Genomic DNA, 22,671 nt, shown 5'->3' with positions numbered 1-22,671 from the left:
AATCAGCATGTCATAAGCTGTTAAACAAGTATTTCTATTGATGGAGAAATTATGAGTCAGCGTATCCAGTTTTCCAAAACCGGTGATTCCAGCGTACTGGAGTTGGTAGATGTTGTCGCACAAGATCCAGGTCCGGGTGAAGTGCGGATTCGTAATCAGGCGATTGGCCTGAACTTTATTGATATCTATTTTCGTACCGGCTTGTATCCGGCGCCCTCTATGCCTTCTGGACTAGGTACCGAAGGGGCTGGTTATGTAGAGGCTGTAGGTGAGGGCGTGACTTATCTGAAAGAAGGTGACCGAGTTGCTTATGCTCAAGGGCCCTTGGGTGCCTACGCTCAGCAGCACACCTTACCAGCGGAAAAAGTGATCCGTTTACCAGACTTTATTGACTTCGAAACAGCGGCAGCAAGTATGCTTAAAGGGCTGACGGTACAGTATCTGTTGCGTCAGACGCGAGCCCTGCAGGGTGGAGAAACGATTCTGTTTCATGCCGCCGCCGGTGGGGTTGGATCGATTGCCTGTCAATGGGCCCGTGCGCTGGGGGTTAAACTGATCGGCACGGTCAGCTCGGCAGAAAAAGCGGCGCTGGCTATGCAAAACGGTGCCTGGGCGACGATCAATTATTCCGAAGAGTCAGTGGTTGAGCGGGTGCGTGAGCTGACCCAGAGTGACATGTGTGATGTTGTCTATGACTCGGTGGGCAAGGACACCTGGATTACCTCGCTCGATTGCCTCAAGCCCCGTGCTTTGATGGTCAGTTTCGGTAATTCATCCGGTCCGGTGGATGGCGTTAATCTGGCTATTCTGAATCAGAAAGGCGCGTTGTTTGTCACCCGGCCAAGCCTCAACGGCTATGCTGATACCCGTGAGCGACTGGAGATGATGTGTGAAGAGTTCTTCGGCATGATCGGAAGTGGCGAAATCCATATAGATATTGCCAATCGTTATGCGCTGGCTGATGTAGGCAAGGCACAGGATGCTCTGCAAAGCCGCAAAACCATGGGATCGAGTATTCTGTTACCTTAGCTTTTAAGTACTGGCTTATGTGCCGCTCTTGCACATCCATGCATCTGAGGATATAAAAAAGGGCACCTAAATAGGTGCCCCTGTCTAGAGTGGCTACTTAGAAAGCCGGTACCACAGCACCTTCATACTTTTCCAGGATAAACTCACGCACGGCGTCAGTTTTTAGCGCCTCAATTAATGCTAGTAGTGCGGCATTATCAGTATTTTCTGCATGCGTTACCAGAATGTTGACGTAGGGTGATTCACTGCCTTCAATCACCAGGGCATCGTCTTGTGGTGACAAGCCAGCTTCCAGGGCATAGTTGGTATTGATCAACGCCAAATCGACCTGGTTCATCACGCGTGGCAATGTCGCTGCTTCAATTTCACGAATACGCAGTTGCAGCGGATTGTCGGCAATATCACGTGGTGTTGCGGTGATACCGGCTTCCGGTTTTAGCGTGATCAGGCCTGCGGTTTGCAGCAGCAGTAAGGCGCGACCACCATTGGTTGCATCATTGGGAATAGCAACCTCTGAGCGACGTGGCAGTTCATCGAGCTGGGTATGCTTGGCTGAGTAGGCACCAAACGGCTCAACATGGATACCTGCTACGGTTACCAGTTCTGTACCGCGGCTGGCATTAAATTCATCCAGATAGGGTTGATGCTGGAAAAAGTTGGCATCGATACGTTTTTCAGCGACCTGTACGTTGGGCTGCACATAGTCAGTGAAAACGCTAACCTGCAAATCTATACCCTGTTCGGCCAGACCAGGTTTAACGAATTCCAGAATTTCAGCATGGGGCACAGCGGTAGCCGCAACACTCAGAGTTTCAGCTTGTACTGAGAAAGCCGCCAGTGCAGCAAAGGCTACAAACAGTTTTTTCATTGTTTCTCTCCATTGGTAATAAAATGCATTCACTTGCGTGAATAATGAACAACCAGTCGATCTCCAAGCATTTGTAAGATCTGTACCAGTATTAATAACAGTACCACCGTGACTACCATTACATCGGTCTGAAAGCGCTGGTAGCCATAGCGTATCGCCAGATCACCCAGGCCCCCTGCGCCGACAACACCCGCCATGGCTGTGTAGGAAACCAGCGTAATGGCAGTTACAGTTGTCGCCGCAATAATGCCGGGGCGAGCCTCGGGCAAAAGTGCATTGATAATAATCTGACGGGTATTGGCACCCATCGCTTGAGTGGCTTCAATAATACCGCGATCCACTTCACGCAACGCTGTTTCAACCAAGCGGGCGAAGAAGGGCGTTGCACCTACCACCAAGGGTGGAATGGCGCCTGCAACACCCAGTGAGGTACCGGTAATCATCAGGGTTAACGGAATCATCACAATCAATAGAATAATAAAGGGCAGCGAGCGCAGGACGTTAACGAACAAAGACAACAGCGCATAGAGCCCTTTCTGCTCAAACATCTGCTTGGGGCCAGTCATAAACAGCAGAATTCCCAGCGGTAATCCCAGCAGTAATGTAAACAGCATGGAACCGCCCAGCATTAGCAGGGTATCCAGAGTTGCCATCCAGATATCATACCAATCGACATTGCTGAAAAATTGAATCATGTCCGCAGTACCTCAACAGTGACCTGGGCGGCTTGCAGTTGTTCGATTGCCGCGCTGGCATCGCCTCCGACCAGCGACAGGGTTAACTGCCCGTAAGGGGTGTCGCGTATATGGTCGATTCGGCCTGCGAGTATGCTGTAATCGACGCCAGACTGACGTGCAATTTGACCGAGTAGCGGTGCATAGGTTGCCTCTCCTTGAAACGTCAGGCGCACAATCCGACCTTCTACGCGGGCAAAGTCATTAGCCATTTCCTGTTCATCCACCTGTTCAGCTTCATACACAAAGCGCCGCGTAGTCGGGTGTTTAGGGTGCAGGAATACGTCAGCTACCGGGCCTTGTTCCACAATGTGTCCGGCATCCATCACCGCAACCTGATCACAGACACGACGGATCACATCCATTTCGTGGGTAATCAGTACGATGGTCAGATTAAGTTCCCGATTGAGTTCGTTCAGCAGTTGCAGGACCTGAGCGGTAGTCTGAGGGTCCAGCGCACTGGTGGCCTCATCACACAGCAGAATTTTGGGTTCTGTGGCCAGCGCTCTGGCGATGCCAACGCGTTGTTTTTGTCCACCGGATAACTGGGCAGGGTATTTCAATGCATGATCACTGAGGCCCACACGGTCCAGCAGTATCGCAACCCGCTCACGTATCTGTGCGTTTGAGTACTCACCGGCCAATTTTAATGGCATGGCGACATTATCGGCAACCGTTTTGGATGCCAGCAGGTTGAAGTGCTGGAATATCATCCCAAGCCCTTGGCGAAAGCGTCTGAGGCCCTTGGCATCCAGTGCCGTTACATCTTCGTCAGCCACGAGAATACGTCCACCGCTGGGTTCTTCCAGGCGGTTAATCAAACGCAGCAGAGTACTTTTACCGGCACCTGAGTGGCCGATAAGACCAAAGATCTGCCCCTGCGGGATATGCAGGTTGCAGGTCTCCAGCGCCGTAATCTCGCGCCCACTGACCTTATAAGTCTTATGCACACGTTCAAATTGGATCACAGAGAGTTAACCTTGTGGGCTGTATGCTTTTAAGTAATAAAAAATTAAATTGATATGCAATTATACCAGATTGGCAATTATTTGAAACAAGCCCTGTAGAAAAATAGTAGGTTATGCAGTAGGCATCAGCTACATGCGGGGCGTCGTAACAGAAAGCGCCATCGACTAACCAACAAGGCACTGAAAATAAGGCAGCACCCAATCAGTTGTAACCCGGTCATCTGTTCTGCATAAAGAAACACACCAATCAGACTGGCCCATACTGGCTCTAGCGTCATGATAACCGCTGCATGACTGGCGCTCACCATACCCTGAGCTTTGACTTGCAGAAAAAAGCGCATACAAGTTCCAATGACAATACTGGCAATTAACCAGCCGAGTAACGAGCCGGTGAGGTTAACAGCTTCAGCTTCCAGCAGGGCTGACATGGCTAGGGCCAACAAACCAGTCATGCTGAGTTGTATGGCTGTTAATGGCAGGGATGCAATCCGGACAGCGTAACGGCTGTTCAGGTTAAAGTGCAGTGACAACATCAGAGCGGCGGCAAGAAAAAACAGATCAGAGACTGATAAGGCAAACCCGCCTTCTAAGCGAAGGCAAGCTAGCCCGACTAAGGCAATCGCCATCGCCACCCAGGTGCTTACCGGGGTACGTGTGGCAAATAGAAATCGTCCGACGATGGGTACAAACACGACACTCAGGCTGGTGATAAAGGCCCCAATGCCCATGTTATCTGAATGATATAACCCCATGATCCAGAAGCACATCGCCATTCCCATCACCACGCCGGTCATCAGAGCCCGAAGCCAGGACTCTCCGGCAAGTTGCTTCAGTGCACTGTAACCGAAAGCGCCCAGAATCAACCCTGCACACAGAAAACGACCACCTATAAACTGCAGTGGAGCTATACCAGTCAGTGCTTCGCGTGAAAACACCCAACTGGTTGCTGCCAGCAACGTGACCAGTACCAGCAGAAAATCTGATTTTAATGCGCTGTGTTGCATAAAGCAGGACCTTGTGATTGCTTTAGTTTGGACTATTGTAATGCTGTAGCGCGGTGACTTAATAGGGGATTTGGCAAATGGTCGTTAAAACCATTGAGGTGACAGATCAAGGTGGGTGATCTCATGGTGTCCTCTCTGAACCTTTGACGGCTCTGAATAGTGATTTACCCAGGTGGTACACACGGCGAAATTGCTCAGTGGTGGAGAAATCCACTCCCATTTCCAGTCGCCGACGATTGAGTTGTGTTTGCAGGGCCTGGTCATAGTGTTGATCAAGCAACTGCAGCAAGTTTGTCAGGTTATAGTGTGGCTTATCCGGAGCCAGACTCAGGGGGAGCAGATGGTCTGGCTGTAACAGAGACTGATTATAAGCTAAGGCCTCCCGAATGCTATCGGCCTTGGCTGCGGTACTGTTATCCAGATCATAGGGAGGAGCCCATTCTGACAGAGGTGCTAACAAATCAACCTGATTAAGCAGAGCAAGCATAATCGGGCGCTTGCGTGAGAGGTGGTTGGGTTGTTGGTAAAAGGTATCCAACTTTGCTTTGAAATTCACATCCAGAGCACGGGCCGGTTGATTGGCTTTTAATACCCACAGTAGTAGGTCAGCCTGACTGGCTTGTTCAAGCAGAAGCTTTTCTGTCTTGGGATTACCATCCAGTCCGGGTAAATCAACCAAGTGAATCAGCGGAACACCTTCGGCGTTGAGTTGATGTATCTGCACACTGTTGGTGGCAGGTAGATGGTCAACTTCAGCATTGCATTGTTGTGTTAATGCATTAATTATACTTGATTTTCCTGATTTTAATTGACCAATAAGACAGATCCTTAAGGGATCAGGCTGGCTGACCATATGTTGTTTATCGGCAGCCTGTGCGGCACTTGAATCCAGTGTCCCCGTCGTCAGGTATCGACCTGAATAGAGATCAATAGCCACGCTGACAACTTCCTGTAAAAATGCTTTTTTAAGTTTGTAGCTCACTTCAGCTTTGACGTCATCTAACAGGTATCCGGCTAGCTGCGAGCGGGCTTCTGAGATTAGTCCAGTAGGCGTAAATAGTCGGTAAGCGCGGTATACCGCCCAGATTTTTTGTACCTTGTCAGCCTTGTCTCTGTGGCTGTAAAGGCGCTTGATGGTCGAAAGTTTTAGCTGCTCGGCAAAGGGCAGGTGTTCCATCACAATCAAATGGTAGCGTCGGCTGATCTCTTCCGTCATGCTCAGCAATTCCGGTAGAGTGAAGGCGAGTTCACCACCTGTCTTCCCAGCTCGGTAGGCGCTGGCCGTGGCGCTGATCAGTGCCAGAGCATGTTCCCGTAACACTTCCCACTGATCATTTTCATCCAGCAGACTATCCATTTGCGCATTCAGCTGTTGCCAAATCTGCAGGTCAAAATCGCTCCAATCTGTATTGGCGGCAACCAGCGTTTCATCGGGTGGAAGATTGTTAGCGCTCTGTTTTGTTATAGATTTGCGACCGACTCGAACAACCAGCGCAAACACCAGACTCAGCAGTGACAGGAGTACAACAAAATGCAGCAGATAGCCAAACTGGTAGAGGGCGATCAGACCGAATCCGGCTAACAGTAGCAGCGGGAAAGCGATCATTATCAACAGCAGTGGAATCAAGTTGGTAAACAGCTTGTGGCTGATGCGATAACTATTTAGTAGACGTTTCACGTCCGGCAACCTCCCGGATAGACTCAAAGGCTTGGCGGTAGAGTTGTTGGATCTCCGTTTCAGACAGGGATTCCCCCTGACTCTGATAATACAGGTATTTACACGCAATGCGTCCAATCGCGTAGGTGGTTGCAAAACTGACAGCGGCGGCACCCAGACTACCCACGGTCTGTCCGTACACTGGAATGAGTTTAACTAATTGGCGCAGGCCTAAATGCGAGGCGTATTGGATACCAAAGCCTGTACCCAGCGTGGCGATAAACGAAGAAATGGCGCGTCGATCCCAATCTATTGCGTACTTTTTAGCCAGGCTGCGTAACAGGGCCGCCTGCAATGCTGGTACAGACACCAGGCCGACGATCGGCAGCGTATCCGTAGCCGCTGCCGCTGAAGCGTAATGGCGTAGTTTTTGTTTGTGTTGCTTAAATGCTTGCTGTTCGGCGGCAACCAGTCGAGCACGTTGGCTGCAGCGGGCTATTTCAGGTAAGTGTTCAAGCAAGCAGTGCAACAGAGCTTCACCCCCTGTTGGATTGTATGGATCAGCCAGTTCCATGGCCACTGTCGGCAAGGACTCTCCCCAGGCCTTTTCGGCCTGTTGCTGATTAAATGCCTGAGCCGCTTGACGTTCTCGCTGATCAGCGATCTGAGAAGTTGCAGTATGTATCAGAATTATCGATTTGATATAATTAGATTTTTTTATTATCTTGAGTGCTTTTACAAGATCACTCTGCTCCGGATCATCCACGCGCATACAGACTAGTAAGGCATGACTCTGCGACATGCAGGCATGAATGTCTTCAGTCGGATCGTAACTTGATTCTCCCAGACCACGCGTATCCAGGAAACGCAACAAGGCTGCATCGGAAGGGAAGTCAAACGCATCGGCAGTTTGCGTGCAGGGGCGAAAGCCTGCACCTAAAGCCACGGCTGGATTACCGGTCAAAAAGCGAATTAAGGATGATTTTCCCGCGCCAGTCTTACCCAGCAGCCATAGGGTAGGTAAGGGGTTGTTTATACGGCTCTCAGAGTTCATTTAGCTAACCTGCAGTAATAGGTTATAACAGATAGTTGTGATGTCATGTCGTTAATTCTTCTCAAAAATGTTCTTAGGGGTAAGTCTTTTTCAATCAATCTGTTATATTTGCGTAAACTTTGGTCTAAGGGTGCTTGGATATGACGGGTATTTTGACAGTACGTTTCATCATAAATGCCATGTTTGGCTTAATGTTGGCTATATTGCTGTTGATTGGTGGCTTTGCCATTTTCAGTGCTAATCAACTTAGTGATGATTTGACTTTTTTGCAATCTGAAACGGCGAGTGTGGCTGATAGCTTAGTTCAGTCAGTGGATGCGCTGACACAGATGGAAGAACAAGTGAAACAGCTTTCGAAGGCGCAGGATTCGCTGGCTACTCTTCAAACGTTACAGCTACGTCTGGATGAAACGGAAGCGGCCAGTGGTGAAATCGATGCCGGGCTTACTCAGTTAAGAGATGTTTCAGCTCAGCAGAATGAGAGCATGAATCAAATCAGTGAAGTGACCCGGCATATTGCTACCAACCTGGAGCTGGTTTCTGGCCCGTTGCATTCCATGATCACCGCGGCTCAACAAATCAACCAGCATTCATTACACACGCTCATCGACTTTTATAAGCTGAGCCGGGGTGAATCCGGGGCGCTGGAGTCGATGGAAGAAAATCTGCAGCAGGTCTATCGCGGTACCTCGGCGATGACCAGCGCCATGTTTAATGTAGATCAAAGCGATAATACCCGCTCATTGCTGGTGGATCTGCGTCGTGATCTGCGTCCTTTCCGCACCCAGGTACGTCAGTATGCTGGTATGGAAGACTCGCCGGAACGAACCGCACTTGGACAAAAAATCGTATCGTCTGTCGAAAAAATGATTGACCTTTCAATCCAGATCCAAAGTGGTAGCCTGGAGTTGGCCAACCGTACAGCGGCTGAAGCCAATGAACTTGCCCAACAGACCCAAGCCGCAACAGCCGATCAGATTGCGGCTAGCCAGACTTCAGCGGCGGTGTTAGATAATGCGCTCAGACTTATTAATCAGTCCAATGAAAGCACCCATTCTGTAGTCAGCGATCTAACATCTTCTGTACAGCAGTTAACTTTGTCTCTGCAAAGTATCCCTGAAGTTGAACGCCAGATTGGAACCTCACTTAATGCGGTGCAGCGTGCCGTTGCTTCTGATCAGGTTGAGCGCATAGATGAAGCCGGCAATCGCGCACTTCAGGCCCAGAAAAATGCGCAAACTATACCCATTGTGTTATTGGTGTTTATCCTGATCGCTTTCGCTATCAGCGCAGTCGTCGCTCTGTATCTGCAACGTTTAATAGTGAAACCTTTGGCTAAGTTTGTCAGTGGAGTACGTCGTGTCACTGACAATGATCTGCGTACACGGGTTAGTGATGAAGGTGCTATCGGCGAGCTGAAAGCAGTTATTGGCTCGGTAAATGCAATGATTGATGGCTTGCGTCAGAATGTACTGGATATGACGCAATCGGGTCAGAATATTAGCGAAAGTGCCAGGTTGATGGCGAATACATCCACTACAACACGTGATGCGCTGGAACAGCAGAAAAAAGGTGAACAGGCCATTGTTGATTCAACCGGTGCTTTGGCTGATATGGTTCGGCAAGTAGCCAACAGTGGTGCAGAAGCGGGAGAACAAGCACGTGCCGCCGATGAGGTGATCAAGCAGAGCCAGCAAGACATTGAAAATGCCAAGCGTGAGATGGCCAGTCTTGCAGAAACAGTTAATCGTTCCAATGAAGTAATCCAGTCTCTGAAACTACAGAGCGACAATATCGGCCAGGTCATTAGTGTGATTCAAAATGTATCTGGCCAGACTAATCTGTTGGCGTTGAATGCGGCGATAGAAGCCGCACGAGCTGGTGAACATGGTCGTGGCTTTGCTGTGGTTGCTGATGAAGTCAGACAGTTGGCGCAACGTACCAGCGATGCCACGATTGAAATTCGTGGTTTGATAGAACAAATCCAGGCTGGATCAGACCTGGGTGTTGAGTCCATGACTGAGGGCCTGGCGCAGGTGGCCCGAAATACCCAGGCGACTGAATCTGTAGCGCTGTCTTTGGAATCGGTCATTCAGCAGGTGGCGACTATCAGTCGTCTAAACCTGGAAATTGGTGAGCATACCCGTCAGCAATTGCAACAACTGGATAGCATCGATGCCGGGGTGCATAGTGTTCGCCGTCAATCGGAGCAAGCCAGTGAGGCGGTGCTGGATAATGTCAGGGCCAGTGAAAACCTCAACCGTACTGCCAGCACACTGGGTGATCTGGTTAAACGTTTTTCTATCTAACCACCCCTCGGGTGGTTAGCGACTGTATACTGGTTTAGAGCGCCAATTGCAGCTGTTCTTCCTGGCGTGTACCCGCCATGATGGCCTGCTGCATTGGCTGATTGCTCTGGCGATTACCTAATAGCAGGCAAAAGCTCTTACCATGACGACAGGCATCGGCCAAGGCTTTGACTGTGGCTGCACTGACGGATGGCTCAGGCCAGGCAACAACCAGACTATTCAGTCCATTACACACACAGGTACTTAGGGTTTTTAGCCATTGATGGCGGTTTTGTGTATGGATAATACGAACTTTGTGCATATCTATACCGGCTTGCAGCAACACATTCCGGTCCGGCAGAGCGGGAGGATTAATCAGCGTAATCCAGCGTGACTGCCCGCTAGCCTCGGCCAATAACGGCAGAATTTGCTCAGGGTCACGAACAATCGATTCGACAGCGGTATGCGCTTGATACATGATAGCACCTCTATAACTGTTCATTTATACAGTACCTGTATTTATATACAGTGATAGTGCTGATGTCAAATATTTTTGATGATTTATCAAGAAAATATGGTTGGTAAATATTTGCAGAGATGAATCTGATGGATGTTGTTTTGGTATATACTTATAACCTTTATGAAAATCTACCTCGGGCTGATGCTACAAAGGAATAGGTTGTGTCCCTAAAGCTCAAACGTTATTTTCCCATACTGCAATGGCTGCCTCTTTATGGCAAAGAGACACTGGCCAGTGATTTGCTGGCGGCCGTGATTGTTACCATTATGCTGATCCCGCAATCTCTGGCTTATGCCATGTTGGCGGGCTTACCTCCTGAAGTTGGACTTTATGCCAGTATTGCGCCTCTGTTTCTGTACACTATTTTCGGTACTAGTCGCACCTTAGCGGTTGGACCCGTTGCAGTCATCGCACTGATGACTGCAGCCGCCGCAGGTAATCTTGCACAGCAGGGCACACCTGAGTACATCACCGTGGTGCTCATCCTGACGCTGATGTCCGGTCTGATGCTGACGTTGATGGGCCTGGTTCGACTTGGGTTTATGGCCAATTTTCTCAGTCATCCGGTTATTTCCGGCTTTATTACTGCGTCCGGTTTGATTATTGCAGCCAGTCAGGCCCGACATATTTTAGGCCTGGAAGCCGAAGGGCTGCATTTCATTATGGTGTTGTATGGACTGATAGTCCGTATCCCAGAGGCTCATCTTCTGACACTAATGATAGGTTTTGGCAGCTTGATCTTCCTTTATGCCAATCGGCGTTGGGGGCGTTCACTCTTGAGTCTTACCAGACTAAATCCACATACCGCCGATATGTTCAGCAAGGCTGCACCAGTGCTGGCTGTTGTTGTTACCACGCTGGTTACCTGGTATTGGCAGTTGGATCAGGCTGGCGTTAAAGTGGTAGGGGATATTCCGGCTGGTTTGCCACCTTTCACTTTACCGACGTTTATACCGGAGTTGTGGCGTGATTTGTTTCTGGCCGCCTTGCTGATCAGTATTGTTGGTTTTGTTGAATCCGTAACAGTAGGCCAGACCCTGGCCGCTAAACGGCGTCAACGTATCGATCCGGATCAGGAATTGATTGCTCTGGGTACTGCTAACTTGAGTTCAGCCTTCACTGGAGGGATGCCAGTCAGCGGTAGTTTTGCACGATCCAGCGTCAACTACGATGCGGGTGCAGCCACACCTGCCACGGGTGCCTTTTCAGCTATAGGTATACTGGTGGCAGCCTTGTTTCTGACCCCTTTAATCGCTTTTCTGCCGGTTGCTACGCTGGGTGCCACTATTATTGTAGCGGTGTTGTCGTTGATTGATCTCCCCGCCATAAAGCACACCTTTGTGTATGCCAAGAGTGATTTTGCCGCCATGTTGGTCACCATTGTGGCTACGCTAACCCAAGGGGTTGAAATTGGCATTATGGCCGGGGTTGGGCTATCACTACTGCTGTTCCTTTACCGTACCAGTCGTCCGCATTACGCGGTGATAGGTCGGTTACCCAACAGTGAGCATTTTCGTAATATTGAACGTCATGAGGTTGAAACTGACGATAAAATTGCCTTATTACGCATTGATGAAAGCTTATATTTTGCCAATTCACGTTATCTTGAAGATATTGTCATGGGTTTGGTGATTAATCAGCCAAAACTGAATCATCTGGTATTGACCTGCCAGGCTGTGAATTTAATCGATGCCTCTGCCCTCGATAGCCTGCGCACAATCAACAGTCGCCTTAAGGATTCTGGCGTACAAATGCACCTGGCTGAAGTCAAAGGACCGGTCATGGATCAACTGCGTAAAACTGATTTTCTGGATGAGATGAGTGGTGTGGTTTACATGAGCACCTATGATGCCTGGAAGGTACTGCATGAACGTGCAGAAGAAGCCGAAGCCAAGTCAGAGTCAGAAGTAAAACCAGAAGCGCCGAGATAATCACAGCCAACTCAAAACACCGTGAGTCTTGAGTTGGCTGTGAGGTTTACATCAGGCGCGTGATAGGAACTTGCCGGTTTCGGTATTAATTTTAACCTTTTGACCGGCTTCCAGGTACTCAGGTACCGGGATTTCCAGACCGGTAGCAAAGCGTGCCGGTTTGTTGCGCCCAGTGGCACTGGCGGCTTTCATGCCTGGAACCGTTTCGATGATCTCCATCACCACGGTACCAGGAAGTTCTACCGTAATCAGCAAACCGTCGACTAATAGAGCGGTGATACCTTCCATACCATCCATCAGGTAGGGTAGCTGTGCTTCAATCGCGTCGGCATTGATGCTGTACTGGCTATAGTCTTCCAGATCCATAAAGGTGTACTGGTCATCTTCCTTGTACAGAAAAGACACTTTGCGACGTTCCAGTTGTACATCTTTGACGAAATCATCTCCAACGTAGGTTTCTTCGTGCTTACGCCCGCCAGGCACCTGATTAAAGCGGACTTTATATAGTGTAGCAGCGCCACGCGCCGATGGACTTTTTACATCGACCTGGATAGCGATATACAAGGCGCCATTAATTTCAACAACATGACCGCGTTTGATTTCTGAAGCTTTTGGCATATTGAATTCTCAAAGATTATAGATGGCTGATTTTAACTGAGCCGCGTGGCGCATTCGAGAAATATCTTTCGTTATAGGGCTCGGCTGTCCATACGTGGACTCACTGACTGCTGCAGCCGATCCAGACAGCTGTCGGCCGTTACTGCCAGAAAGCCAATCAATATAGCCCCCTGAAGCACATAGGCGGTATTGCCATTGACCAGCCCTGATATAACCGGGTCACCTAGCGTGGTGGCACCTATGGTCGAGCCGATGGCGGCGGTGGCGATATTGATGGTGACGGAGGTTCTGATGCCTCCGAGGATGACATTGGCTGCCAGAGGGAGTTCCACCTGCCATAACACCTGAAAGGGTGACATGCCCATGCCGCGTGCGGATTCGAGTATAGCCGGGTCAACACTGTTCAGGCCGACCAGGGTGTTGCGCACAATCGGTAGCAAGCCATAGAGGGCCAGCGCCATAATCGTTGGCAGGGCGCCAAAACCCAGTAAGGGGACCGATAAGGCCAGCACCGCTACGGGTGGGAAAGTCTGTCCCATCGACGCCACCTGGCTGACCAGTGGCAGAAAATCACGCCCATAAGGACGGGTAACAAATACAGCACCTGCCAGACCCAGGCTGATAGAAATCAACGCCGCCAGACCCACCAGCCGCAGATGATTTCCCAACAACAAGGCAAAGCTGTCGCGAGTATAGATCACTTGTCTGTGTCCGGGTGCAACCTGTTTAAACAGCTCTTCAAGCCAGGGGAGGCCGACAGTGGCTAATAACAGACAGGCCGCCCAAAACAGCGGTAACCCCCAGAAGAACAGACGTTTCCGGCTAGGCATGGCGGTTAGCCTGGATGATGCGATCCAATGGCAGGTAACCGACCAGCGATTCGCCTTTGTACACTCGTAATTGCTGGCACTGGTGCCAGAGCATCATGGATAACGCCTGACGCAGGCTGTCCTGCAACTGAATCACAGGGGCTTGATCTAACGAGGGGTTATTGCTGGAAATGGGTAACATGCGTTCAGCAACACGCAGAAGTCCGGCTTGTTTCAGACCACGGTCTTCACCCCCCAGTAACTGGGCGACAAAATCATTGGCGGGGTTGAGTAACAGTTCAGCGGGACTGGCCTGCTGAATAATTTTACCCTGATCCATCACCACGATTTGACTGGCCAGTTTCAGTGCTTCATCCATATCATGGGTAACGAACACCAGGGTTTTGTGGATCTGACGCTGTATACGCAAGAGCTCATTTTGTAACGACTCGCGGGTGATCGGATCAAGAGCACCGAAAGGCTCATCCATCAGCAAGATATCCGGATCACCTGCCAGTGCACGGGCTACGCCTACGCGCTGCGCCTGGCCGCCGGATAACTCAGAGGGATACTTATGCGCAAACTCAGCAAAGGGCAGGTTCAGTAAGTCGAGCAACTCCTCAACCCGCTCAGCTACACGGGCTTCCGGCCAGCCCAGCAATCGTGGTACCAGGGTAATATTGCGTGCAACCGGCCAATGCGGAAAAAGACCGGTACTCTGGATGGCATAGCCAATACGGCGACGTAACTGTTGCTCATCCAGTTGGCTGATCTCTTCGCCTTCGATCGTCAGTCGACCCGAGGTGTGAGGGATCAAGCGATTGATCATGCGCAAGGTGGTGGATTTGCCACAACCGGAAGTACCGACCAGGACACACAGCTCACCCTGATTGATACGCAGGTCAATCGCATCCACGGCCAGTGTATCGCCAAAGCGTTTGGTGACCTGATGCAATTCAATCATTGTTTGGCTCCATAGCGGAAGAAACCGGCCAGACCAGAGAAGAATAGATCGGCCAGCAGTGCCATTACCAGAATAGGCAGGGCACCGAGTAAAATCATATCCATGGCCGCTTGTCCTAGCCCTTGAAAAATGAAGCTGCCAAGACCACCTGCACCAATCAATGCCGCAACGGCGGTCAGGCCAATGGCCTGAATGCTGGTAATGCGCACACCTTCCAGCATCACCGGCATGGCCAGCGGAAGCCGCACCTGTAAAAACACCTGTGTCTGGCTCATTCCCATGCCCTTGGCTGATTCAAGCACTGCATCAGGTACCTCTTCTAATGCTATGAATACATTACGAACAATGGGTAGAAGACTGTAGGCGATCAAGGCAATTAATGCCGGAGCCCAACCGATACCGCTCACGTTGATAGCCTGTAGGAATTCGCTGCGAGAAGCCAGATAGCCGAGTGGCGCAATCAGCAAACCAAACAAGGCCAGGCTGGGTATGGTTTGAATAAAGTTCAACAGCCCGAAGGCAAATTTCTGTACAGCGGGCCATTGGCGCATCAACAGTACCAGCACAAAACCCAATATCAGACTGAAGCCCACAGCCCCACACACCAACAGTAAATGGACCTGCAGCGCATCTTGAAATTGTGACGAGCGCGACGCGTATTCGCGCACCAAAGCGAGGGATTCAATCTGCCCTGTGTAGGTGACCCAGATTAGACAACTCAGTGGCAGCATGAGTAAAGCTGTGATACTTAAGCGACTGAGGTGCATTTTTTGCTGCAGCTCAATCAGCATGAGTGCGGCAAAAAACAGCAGTAGCCAGAAACCCGAGGCGATACCTGTGCGAGCATGGGGCAGGGAGTCCGGAACATGCGTTGCACTGAAGCCAGCCAGGCTGAGCGGTAATTGAACCAATAATAGCAACACACACAGGAGTTGCAGGGTGTGCTTGGCGCGCAAGCTGGTAAACGAAGCGGCCAGGATGAATAACAGCAAAACCGTCATACTCAGCGCCCAGGGCCAACCGAGGGCGGCTTCAGGACTGAAGCCGGTTCCAGGAACAATGCGATTGGGTTGAAATGTCAGGAAATCGAGTAACCAAAACGCCAGGAGTGATGCGCAGCTCAATACTGGCATCACTTTGTCTGTCGGTATAACCCTCATAAGCGCTTAGGTGATCCTCAAGGCGCGAGTGAGTCTAAAAAACGTCGAGCCACTTGTGCCGGATCTTCACCATTTACGGCCACATCACCGTTGAGCTTCTGCAGGGTTTGCAGATCCAGGGCGGCAAATACGGGCTCCAGCAACTCAGCAATTTGCGGATAGGCTTCCAGAGTGCTTTCACGGATAACCGGTGCCGGTTGATAGACTGGCTGAACACCGCGAGTGTCTTCCAATACGATTAAATCCAGTGCCTGCAAGCCGCCATCGGTACCATAGGTCATGGCAGCATTCACACCACTGGTTTGCAGGGCCGCAGCGCGTAGGGTGGCGGCGGTATTGCCACCGGAGAGGATCAGCAACTGCTCAGATTCCAGGCTAAAGCCATAGGCATCTTGAAACGCTGGAAGGGCACTGGGAGAGTCGACAAATTCAGCGCTAGCGGCAAATTTGAATGCACCGCCGTTATTCAGGTAGTCAGCCAGATCATCCAAAGTGACCAAGTTTTCATTACGTGACAAATCACCACGGACACTCATCGCCCAGGTATTGTTGGCGTCTGCCGGCTTTAACCACACCAGTTGGTTTTGCTCATAATCCAGCTCTTTAACCAGTTCATAACCGGCTTGAGCATCTTTCCAGACCGGGCTATCCGCACGATCAAAGAAGAAGGCACCATTACCGGTATATTCCGGATAAAGGTCTATCTCACCACTGATTAAAGCATTGCGAACAATACTGGTGCCACCCAGTTGAATCCGGTTGGTCACCGGAATGCCGGCATCATCCAGTACCTGATAGATCAAATGACCCAGTACAGAGCCTTCAGTATCAATCTTGGAGGATACTACAACGGCCTGTTGTGCCAAGACTGAGGTGGATAGCGCAACAGCGCTAGTTAGAAGCAGTGTCCGGAAAAAGCCTGATAAATGCATAAAAAATCCTGTTTTTCTGAGTTTATCAGTCAAGCGCTCAATAAGAGCGCCTGACGTGTGGTTGTTACTGCGTCGATTTACCCGGCAGTAACCCGTCTGCACGGAACATTGATTTAATCCCCCGCAATGCCTGACGTATACGGTCCTGATTCTCAATCAGAGCAAAACGCACATGATCATCGCCATAATCACCAAAACCTATGCCAGGAGAAACAGAAACTTTGGCATCTGCCAGCATCTTTTTAGCAAACTCCAGCGACCCCATGTCGGCATAAGCCTCTGGAATTTTAGCCCAGACGTACATAGAGGCTTTAGGCTTCTCAACCATCCAGCCAACCTCATGCAGGCCTTTGACCAATACATCGCGTCGCTTCTGGTAAGTAGCCGCAATATCCTTTACGCACTGCTGATCTCCTTCCAAGGCCGCGATAGCCGCCACTTGCAAGGGGGTAAAGGTCCCATAGTCATGATAGCTCTTAATGCGGGCAAGTGCGTTAACCAGCTCAGGATTACCCACCATAAAGCCGATACGCCAGCCTGCCATGTTGTAGCTTTTGGAGAGGGTGAAGAACTCTACCGCGACCTCTTTAGCCCCCGGAACCTGCATAATTGACGGTGCTTTCCAGCCATCAAAGACAATATCGGCATAGGCCAGATCATGTACCACCAGGATATTATGTTCTTTAGCCAGTGCTATGACCCGCTCAAAAAAGTCCATCTCCACACACTGTGCTGTGGGATTCGATGGAAAGCCCAGAATCATCATTTTAGGCTTGGGGATGCTTTCTTTGATGGCACGTTCCAGCTCAGCAAAAAAATCGACTCCAGGAATCAACGGCACTGAGCGCACCTGTGCCCCAGCTATAACCGCGCCGTAGATATGAATCGGGTAGCTGGGGTTAGGAACCAGCACGCCGTCACCACGATCCAGGGTGGCCAGCATCAGGTGAGCCAGGCCTTCTTTTGAACCGATGGTCACGATGGCTTCAGTTTCCGGATCAATCTCAACATCAAAGCGCGATTGATACCAATGGCTGATGGCCCGGCGCAGGCGAGGAATGCCGCGGGAGGTGGAATAGCCGTGGGTATCAGGTCGCTGAGCTACGCTGCAGAGTTTTTCAACGATATGTGCCGGAGTGGCTCCATCCGGGTTACCCATGCTCAGGTCAATAATATCTTCGCCACGACGGCGCGCAGCCATTTTTAGTTCAGCAGTGATGTTGAATACATAGGGGGGCAGGCGTTCGATACGCTCGAAACGAAGCGGTGCTTTCTCAGTCATAGTTTTCTCGATTACGTAAGCGCCCGGAACCGTCCGAGCGACGCTGACTGCCATCTGCAGCCATTAAAACGCATCCTAGCAGAATTTTTTCAGAGTGCCATGCTTAATTTGGACTGGGTGCTGGGTTGATGGTTTTTTGGGATTAGTGCGCTGCTGGGTGAGTGCCATGCTGGGGTGGTAGTATCACTTTGGTGTGACACGCTTTCGCCATCCCTGGCACGCTCGACTGCCGCCATCCGGGCGGCAGACGGTCCCCCCAAAGTGATACCACCACCCCGCCCGCAACTCTGTGCCAGATCAGGTGTTAGATGGAGCAGAATAAACGTGATGGATCTAGATGCATATTCCTTCCTGAAAACTCCGTTTAAACAGCAGGCCGATACACTACTGAGTCAGATCAGCCTGCTGTGCTGAGCGCACTCCCGTTACGCTAAAGTACAATCGCCGCCACTTTCCATTGATAATCTTCGGTTACATAAAACACAAACCTTGAGTAGGTAGTTTCTCTCGCACCTGGACGGCGCCAACGAATAGGATCTGGCAGCAAACGTACCAAGCGTCCATCCGCCATAAACTGCAGTTGATCCAGCTCGATTGGTGCTTCCAACTGGTCAAAAGGTAAGGGGCGCAAAGTCCGACCATCCTCACGTTTGTTGACAAAACTTTTATGGGTATCCCCACTACGGATAAAATCATCTGCCGAGTTGCCTATATTCATAGTGATTGCTGTATGGCGCCACCGTTCATCCATCAACTGACGCATTCCCCGAAAATCTCCCCGTTCAATCAGGTCATGCACATGCCGATAGGCATTGCGTAGCCCTTGGCGCAGGGCAGGACTGTCTTCCAGTACAATGGCTTCATCCAGCCAATGAAAACGTGGAAAACGATCCGGTGTAGTGAACTCAGCGATCAGGTGTTGGCTTTCGATTGGTTGCACCAGCCCATGGTTCACCCAGACATGATTGCCTTTTAGCTTCAACTCGCCTGTGGTGTGCATATGCGGTTGTTGGTACACAGGTTCCGTATCAAAAATTGTTTTTTCATTACTAACCAGTTGCCCGGTTTCCATATCATAGCGGGCGTCGACCAGAGTGATGCGTTCGCGCTCACGTGTATCCAGATGAACTGACTCAATGGAGATATGGATAAAGAAATTATCATGCGGCCCGATAATCACCGTACCCGATTCATCATACTCAACCTCAGTTGGGCTGAAATTAAATGTGATTTGGTTTACATCAGATTGCATTAAATGATTTATTGGAAGAGTAAAATTACTTGCAGCAACATCATGTTCTTTTTTAGTGGTAATACCATTGATAAAAACATCATACACCGCACCTCTGGAGTGCACGATGACATAATAATTCCGATCAATCACATAGTCCGATGCTTGTGCCATCTCTGTTCCCTTTTGATTCAGTAGTAATAACGCCACGCCCAGCATGGCCAAGCTAGTCACTAGCCCCAAAGCTAAACGTTTTCCATTTCGGGTTATTTTCCGTAATCGGGCCATTCGGCGAGGGGGCCAGTAGTTCATGAAGTTCTCCTAATCGGTCGCGATACTGATAGTCGTGATAATCCTTCGACACCTCTGCCAGTAGGCTCATCAAGGCAGTTTGGTTATCATTGTCATTGGGGAAATGTGCAAGTGACGTTTCCAGTCGTTCTATTTCGCTACCACGGGCAATGGGATTAACTAAAGCATAATCTCTTAGCACCTGCTTAGCTTCTGCCGTGTTCAGTTGTTTAATCCGTACCGCGTTTTCTCTTAACTCCTGGGCTTGACGCGCAGACGCTTCATTGTTCGCTGCCACTTGCTCAAAAACACTTGACGAGGTTTGGTGCAGTTCTACTTGAGTCGAACTGGTATTAGATGAGTTACTCATCCCACCTCCAGCTTCCGCTGCTGTGTCATCTGTATCTACCTTCGCATACAGACTCACCTCCGCTTTCAGTCCTTCAAAGTAGTTGCGGTACTGGCACTGACCGTTATCAGAGGCATGACGAAACTCAACACACCAGGAGGTATGCAGGGAACCGGCGGCACCAGCCTTGGCACGCACACCCCAAACCTCAAGCCCGACATGAAAACTCAATTCGGCTTTTCCAAACACCTTGTATTGGCCAGAAAGAGTGTATTTGAATCCTGTGTGTGCATAGGTCGCACGCGGGTCCGGGTGGGCATACAGGGTCAGGGCTTGATCACTGTCTATGGCCCTTTGCGTCTCACCCTTCAGTGCCAGTATCAAGTTGGCCTGGAGGTCACCGCTGACACGCTTCCCCCTGGCTAACTGGCCACGTACCTCTGTAAACCGGCGCGCCGTGGCGGGGGCAAACATGGTTACCGCTGTTTCAATCACATCAATTGTGCCAGTCACACCCGCTGTGGTTGTAAACTTGATACCGCCCAGCTCTAATTCCAGATCCGGTGAGTTCGACTTGGGTTTGAGCTCGACGCCACCCACCGTCAGTTCAGCACTGACGCTGAAGGTAACGCGGGAGCCATGATCCGTGTTGGGCTGTTCGCTATCCGGCCTGGGACGTCCTTTTTGCTGGGTATCTGAAAGATCGCCAATCAGTTTATCCAATATGCCAAAAAATCCGGGGGCGGGCGCATTCGGGCTTGGTTCCGATAGAGAGGCGGAGGCGTCAGACGTTTTCTCCGTGCCCTGGGAGATTTTGGTATTGCCATAGACGAGATCCAGTGACGTCGATTCTTCAGATTGCGCACTCACGAAGGGGGCTCGGGTGCGCAGGGTAAACACTACGCCCCAACGTACAGTGCCACTGATCTTCAATTCAGGAAACGGAATCACCTGAAACTCAGCTCTCGACGGTGGGTAGTTGCCACACAGCATCGGTGTAAAACGGGTGTTTGTGCGGCCTGAAAGCTGTTGATCCAGCGTCCGGAGGCTATCCAGTAGTGTCAGGGTGATCAATGTTTGCCGAGGCACCCACTTGGCATAGTGAGTGGTGGCATCCAGCAGCCCCCAATGGGCGGTGTCCTGCATGCGTATAAAGTGGTCTTGAGCAGCTGCTGTCTGTAATGATAACTCATTATCTTTGTCCAGAATCTGATAATGGATAGATGCGGCTTGGTCACTGACCGGTGGCTTGCGGCACTCATCACCTTCACGCGTCACGTTGACACGGGCGAAAAGTTCAGGTGCGTTGATGTCTGCTTGATCGGCAATTACCAGCAGCCGGGTACTAGGGTTTGGCTGTTGCTCAGTAGGACAGAGTGGCCAGCTAATAAAACGAGTAGGATCAGCGGCATCTTTAATTTTTCCCTGAAACCGGCAACAGGATGAAGCGGCCTGACAGGGGACACAGGCCGTGTTCAATTCGACATCATGCACAAGCAATGGCAGGATTGGGAAGGGGCTCTGGTCGCTGGGTGGTTGATCATTCATCGTTGACATCCTGTGATTGGCACGAGGCCAATAATCCTTAAGTGTTTATAGGCTCCAGGCAGCTTTCGCCACCTCAATGGATTGGTTTGTTTGCAGCCAGGCATGCAGATGATGGATTCGATCAGGCTGCTCGTCTGTCAGCAGTATTTCAGCTGCCAGGTCATTCTGAGGAAATTCAGGGCCAAGCCATAGCAAACAACTGGCCAGAATGCGTAGCCCGTTTTGAGTGGTCAGGTTGTAGCCAGGGGCTTGCTGGCAAGCTATGAGAGCCACCTTCTGATAGAGCTCTGCCGGGAACATCTGTTTATGAGTGGTGTAGAGCTCCGCGGCCAGATTTAAGGGGCTGCGTTGCTGTGCCAAGTGTAAAAACGCCTCGTACTCCGACTGATTGACTCGAAAACTGCGTGCTGAACGCGCAGGTGTCTGGGTGCTATCCTGCAAGGTAAGCTGGATCAAACGGCCCTGGGCATTTGCTTGCTCGCCTGGCAACATCGCTTCCAGCCCCGTTGATTCCGGTAGGCGCATCCGTGCTGACAGGGGCGCATAAAACGCATCAATACCAGCGTAAAACTGCATCAGCTTATTGCCAGTGAGCGCACAGGCCATGTCGAGCAGTACGCGTGGATCATAAAAGCGGAAGTACACTGGTGCATCGGTGTTGGCTGGAGTCCACAGCAAGGTAAAATGGCGAAAGTGATCACGCAGTTGCTTCAGGCCCAGGCTACTGTGAAATAGAACAAACGCATGAGTATCTGGATCGCGGTGTTGTAGTAGGTTGAGTAGGGGCGAGTCAGGTTCAATCCGAATCAACCAAGGGGCTATCCGCTGCGAATCGGGATCTGTAGTGCTATAAAGACATGCATGGGATGGAAGGTGTTCGGCCAGAATGGACTGTATTTCCGGCCAATTGACGCCATCAACCAGCGCCCAGAGGTTCGATGTTTTGATAGCCAGAAGCGTTGGCCAGTTGATCTCACTAGCACTTATACCGGGCGCCATGTCCCAGACTGACTGAGATATATCCATATGTGCATCCTTTCTTACTGTATAACGGCTTTGCTACCTGCTCAGTAAGTAAATACTAATTGAGCAAAACCCTTCACGCAAGTTTATTACTCAGGCTGTCGTACTAACGGCTTTTCTTTGGAGGTCCTATGAGCTGGCACCCAGGTTGGTGGGGGCTGATGGGATCGGATTTGGCTGACCCTGTGCGCCAGGACGGCGCACTGGAGCCCCCATGGATGGGTCCATGGCGTGTCAGACAGATACGGCCCATTAGCCCTAGAATAGCTATTGGTTCAAGGCTATCTAGTAACCCTAAAGCCACCCTGAAATAGTTCAATTGCCCCGCCATAAATGGATAGATTGAAGGGGTGAGCGGCTTTCTATGTTAGAATAACGCGCTTAATAATGATGTAGCGCAAGGAAACTGTC

19 protein-coding genes are annotated in these 22,671 nt (G+C 50.5%); 3 read left to right on the top strand and 16 right to left on the bottom strand.

Annotation, left to right across the window (positions count from 1 at the left end; translation table 11 throughout):
• Window positions 1-51 precede the first annotated feature (51 nt).
• Complete coding sequence (locus ACN0R1_RS14265; RefSeq protein WP_417583992.1) at window positions 52-1,029, top strand: NADPH:quinone reductase; 978 nt, start codon at window positions 52-54, stop codon at window positions 1,027-1,029.
• A 97-nt stretch (window positions 1,030-1,126) separates the two neighbouring features.
• On the opposite strand, the gene ACN0R1_RS14260 is transcribed toward ACN0R1_RS14265, so the two are convergent.
• From ACN0R1_RS14260 to ACN0R1_RS14235, 6 genes are all read right to left on the bottom strand, one after another.
• On the bottom strand, window positions 1,127-1,897 hold the full coding sequence (locus ACN0R1_RS14260; protein ID WP_417583990.1) for a MetQ/NlpA family ABC transporter substrate-binding protein: 771 nt from the start codon (window positions 1,895-1,897) through the stop codon (window positions 1,127-1,129).
• Window positions 1,898-1,926: 29 nt separating this feature from the next.
• Entirely contained in the window at window positions 1,927-2,592 is a 666-nt protein-coding gene (locus ACN0R1_RS14255) for a methionine ABC transporter permease (RefSeq protein ID WP_417583988.1), read from the bottom strand.
• Window positions 2,589-3,599 carry a methionine ABC transporter ATP-binding protein gene (locus tag ACN0R1_RS14250; protein ID WP_417583986.1) on the bottom strand — a complete coding sequence of 337 codons (1,011 nt, stop codon included), beginning with the start codon at window positions 3,597-3,599 and terminating at the stop codon, window positions 2,589-2,591. The genes ACN0R1_RS14255 and ACN0R1_RS14250 overlap by 4 nt, the downstream gene beginning before the upstream one ends.
• A gap of 125 nt (window positions 3,600-3,724) precedes the next feature.
• Window positions 3,725-4,603, bottom strand: a complete 879-nt coding sequence (locus ACN0R1_RS14245) for a DMT family transporter (RefSeq protein ID WP_417583984.1) — start codon at window positions 4,601-4,603, stop codon at window positions 3,725-3,727.
• Window positions 4,604-4,724: 121 nt separating this feature from the next.
• Window positions 4,725-6,281, bottom strand: coding sequence for a GTPase family protein (locus ACN0R1_RS14240; protein WP_417583982.1), 1,557 nt, complete (start codon window positions 6,279-6,281; stop codon window positions 4,725-4,727).
• Complete coding sequence (locus tag ACN0R1_RS14235) at window positions 6,262-7,314, bottom strand: YcjF family protein (RefSeq protein WP_417583980.1); 1,053 nt, start codon at window positions 7,312-7,314, stop codon at window positions 6,262-6,264. The genes ACN0R1_RS14240 and ACN0R1_RS14235 overlap by 20 nt, the downstream gene beginning before the upstream one ends.
• 140 nt (window positions 7,315-7,454) lie before the next feature.
• On the opposite strand from ACN0R1_RS14235, the gene ACN0R1_RS14230 reads away from it, so the two are divergent.
• The gene (locus tag ACN0R1_RS14230) at window positions 7,455-9,623 is read left to right on the top strand and encodes a methyl-accepting chemotaxis protein (RefSeq protein WP_417583978.1); all 2,169 of its coding nucleotides are present in this window, start codon (window positions 7,455-7,457) and stop codon (window positions 9,621-9,623) included.
• A gap of 34 nt (window positions 9,624-9,657) precedes the next feature.
• Here ACN0R1_RS14230 and ACN0R1_RS14225 read toward each other — a convergent pair whose 3' ends face one another.
• Entirely contained in the window at window positions 9,658-10,104 is a 447-nt protein-coding gene (locus ACN0R1_RS14225) for a SulA-like leucine-rich domain-containing protein (protein ID WP_417583976.1), read from the bottom strand.
• 179 nt (window positions 10,105-10,283) lie between these two features.
• Here ACN0R1_RS14225 and ACN0R1_RS14220 point away from each other — a divergent pair, with 179 nt between their 5' ends.
• On the top strand, window positions 10,284-12,053 hold the full coding sequence (locus tag ACN0R1_RS14220) for a SulP family inorganic anion transporter (RefSeq protein WP_417583974.1): 1,770 nt from the start codon (window positions 10,284-10,286) through the stop codon (window positions 12,051-12,053).
• A gap of 51 nt (window positions 12,054-12,104) precedes the next feature.
• Here the strand turns inward: ACN0R1_RS14220 and yeiP are convergent, their stop codons facing one another.
• From yeiP to ACN0R1_RS14175, 9 genes are all read right to left on the bottom strand, one after another.
• Window positions 12,105-12,671, bottom strand: a complete 567-nt coding sequence (gene yeiP, locus ACN0R1_RS14215; protein ID WP_417583972.1) for an elongation factor P-like protein YeiP — start codon at window positions 12,669-12,671, stop codon at window positions 12,105-12,107.
• Between the two features lie 71 nt (window positions 12,672-12,742).
• Entirely contained in the window at window positions 12,743-13,501 is a 759-nt protein-coding gene (locus tag ACN0R1_RS14210) for an ABC transporter permease (RefSeq protein WP_417583970.1), read from the bottom strand.
• The gene (locus ACN0R1_RS14205; RefSeq protein WP_417583968.1) at window positions 13,494-14,444 is read right to left on the bottom strand and encodes an ABC transporter ATP-binding protein; all 951 of its coding nucleotides are present in this window, start codon (window positions 14,442-14,444) and stop codon (window positions 13,494-13,496) included. Before ACN0R1_RS14205 ends, ACN0R1_RS14210 begins: the two co-directional genes overlap by 8 nt.
• Complete coding sequence (locus ACN0R1_RS14200) at window positions 14,441-15,577, bottom strand: ABC transporter permease (RefSeq protein WP_417583966.1); 1,137 nt, start codon at window positions 15,575-15,577, stop codon at window positions 14,441-14,443. The genes ACN0R1_RS14205 and ACN0R1_RS14200 overlap by 4 nt, the downstream gene beginning before the upstream one ends.
• A gap of 44 nt (window positions 15,578-15,621) precedes the next feature.
• Entirely contained in the window at window positions 15,622-16,536 is a 915-nt protein-coding gene (locus tag ACN0R1_RS14195; protein ID WP_417583964.1) for an ABC transporter substrate-binding protein, read from the bottom strand.
• A gap of 64 nt (window positions 16,537-16,600) precedes the next feature.
• The gene (gene alaC / locus ACN0R1_RS14190; RefSeq protein ID WP_417583962.1) at window positions 16,601-17,818 is read right to left on the bottom strand and encodes an alanine transaminase; all 1,218 of its coding nucleotides are present in this window, start codon (window positions 17,816-17,818) and stop codon (window positions 16,601-16,603) included.
• A 430-nt stretch (window positions 17,819-18,248) separates the two neighbouring features.
• Window positions 18,249-19,223: a hypothetical protein gene (locus ACN0R1_RS14185; protein ID WP_417583960.1), complete on the bottom strand. Its 975-nt coding sequence runs from the start codon at window positions 19,221-19,223 to the stop codon at window positions 18,249-18,251.
• A gap of 52 nt (window positions 19,224-19,275) precedes the next feature.
• Window positions 19,276-21,237 carry a hypothetical protein gene (locus tag ACN0R1_RS14180; protein ID WP_417583958.1) on the bottom strand — a complete coding sequence of 654 codons (1,962 nt, stop codon included), beginning with the start codon at window positions 21,235-21,237 and terminating at the stop codon, window positions 19,276-19,278.
• A 45-nt stretch (window positions 21,238-21,282) separates the two neighbouring features.
• Window positions 21,283-22,263, bottom strand: coding sequence for a DUF4123 domain-containing protein (locus tag ACN0R1_RS14175; protein WP_417583956.1), 981 nt, complete (start codon window positions 22,261-22,263; stop codon window positions 21,283-21,285).
• Window positions 22,264-22,671 lie beyond the last annotated feature (408 nt).

This window comes from Nitrincola sp. (genome assembly GCF_048264025.1).
In the GTDB taxonomy this organism is placed as follows: domain Bacteria; phylum Pseudomonadota; class Gammaproteobacteria; order Pseudomonadales; family Balneatricaceae; genus Nitrincola.
The sequence above is the reverse complement of the archived record's forward strand: the minus strand, read 5'-3'. Positions and strand labels throughout refer to the sequence as shown.

Excerpts from the sequence above, each read along its gene's own strand:
- ACN0R1_RS14265 (WP_417583992.1), top strand. The coding sequence starts at position 52 with ATGAGTCAGCGTATCCAGTTTTCCAAAACCGGTGATTCCAGCGTACTG.
- ACN0R1_RS14260 (WP_417583990.1), bottom strand. The coding sequence starts at position 1,897 with ATGAAAAAACTGTTTGTAGCCTTTGCTGCACTGGCGGCTTTCTCAGTA.
- ACN0R1_RS14255 (WP_417583988.1), bottom strand. The coding sequence starts at position 2,592 with ATGATTCAATTTTTCAGCAATGTCGATTGGTATGATATCTGGATGGCA.
- ACN0R1_RS14245 (WP_417583984.1), bottom strand. The coding sequence starts at position 4,603 with ATGCAACACAGCGCATTAAAATCAGATTTTCTGCTGGTACTGGTCACG.
- ACN0R1_RS14235 (WP_417583980.1), bottom strand. The coding sequence starts at position 7,314 with ATGAACTCTGAGAGCCGTATAAACAACCCCTTACCTACCCTATGGCTG.
- ACN0R1_RS14230 (WP_417583978.1), top strand. The coding sequence starts at position 7,455 with ATGACGGGTATTTTGACAGTACGTTTCATCATAAATGCCATGTTTGGC.
- ACN0R1_RS14225 (WP_417583976.1), bottom strand. The coding sequence starts at position 10,104 with ATGAACAGTTATAGAGGTGCTATCATGTATCAAGCGCATACCGCTGTC.
- yeiP (WP_417583972.1), bottom strand. The coding sequence starts at position 12,671 with ATGCCAAAAGCTTCAGAAATCAAACGCGGTCATGTTGTTGAAATTAAT.
- ACN0R1_RS14210 (WP_417583970.1), bottom strand. The coding sequence starts at position 13,501 with ATGCCTAGCCGGAAACGTCTGTTCTTCTGGGGGTTACCGCTGTTTTGG.
- ACN0R1_RS14205 (WP_417583968.1), bottom strand. The coding sequence starts at position 14,444 with ATGATTGAATTGCATCAGGTCACCAAACGCTTTGGCGATACACTGGCC.
- ACN0R1_RS14200 (WP_417583966.1), bottom strand. The coding sequence starts at position 15,577 with ATGCCAGTATTGAGCTGCGCATCACTCCTGGCGTTTTGGTTACTCGAT.
- ACN0R1_RS14195 (WP_417583964.1), bottom strand. The coding sequence starts at position 16,536 with ATGCATTTATCAGGCTTTTTCCGGACACTGCTTCTAACTAGCGCTGTT.
- alaC (WP_417583962.1), bottom strand. The coding sequence starts at position 17,818 with ATGACTGAGAAAGCACCGCTTCGTTTCGAGCGTATCGAACGCCTGCCC.
- ACN0R1_RS14185 (WP_417583960.1), bottom strand. The coding sequence starts at position 19,223 with ATGGCACAAGCATCGGACTATGTGATTGATCGGAATTATTATGTCATC.
- ACN0R1_RS14180 (WP_417583958.1), bottom strand. The coding sequence starts at position 21,237 with ATGAATGATCAACCACCCAGCGACCAGAGCCCCTTCCCAATCCTGCCA.
- ACN0R1_RS14175 (WP_417583956.1), bottom strand. The coding sequence starts at position 22,263 with ATGGATATATCTCAGTCAGTCTGGGACATGGCGCCCGGTATAAGTGCT.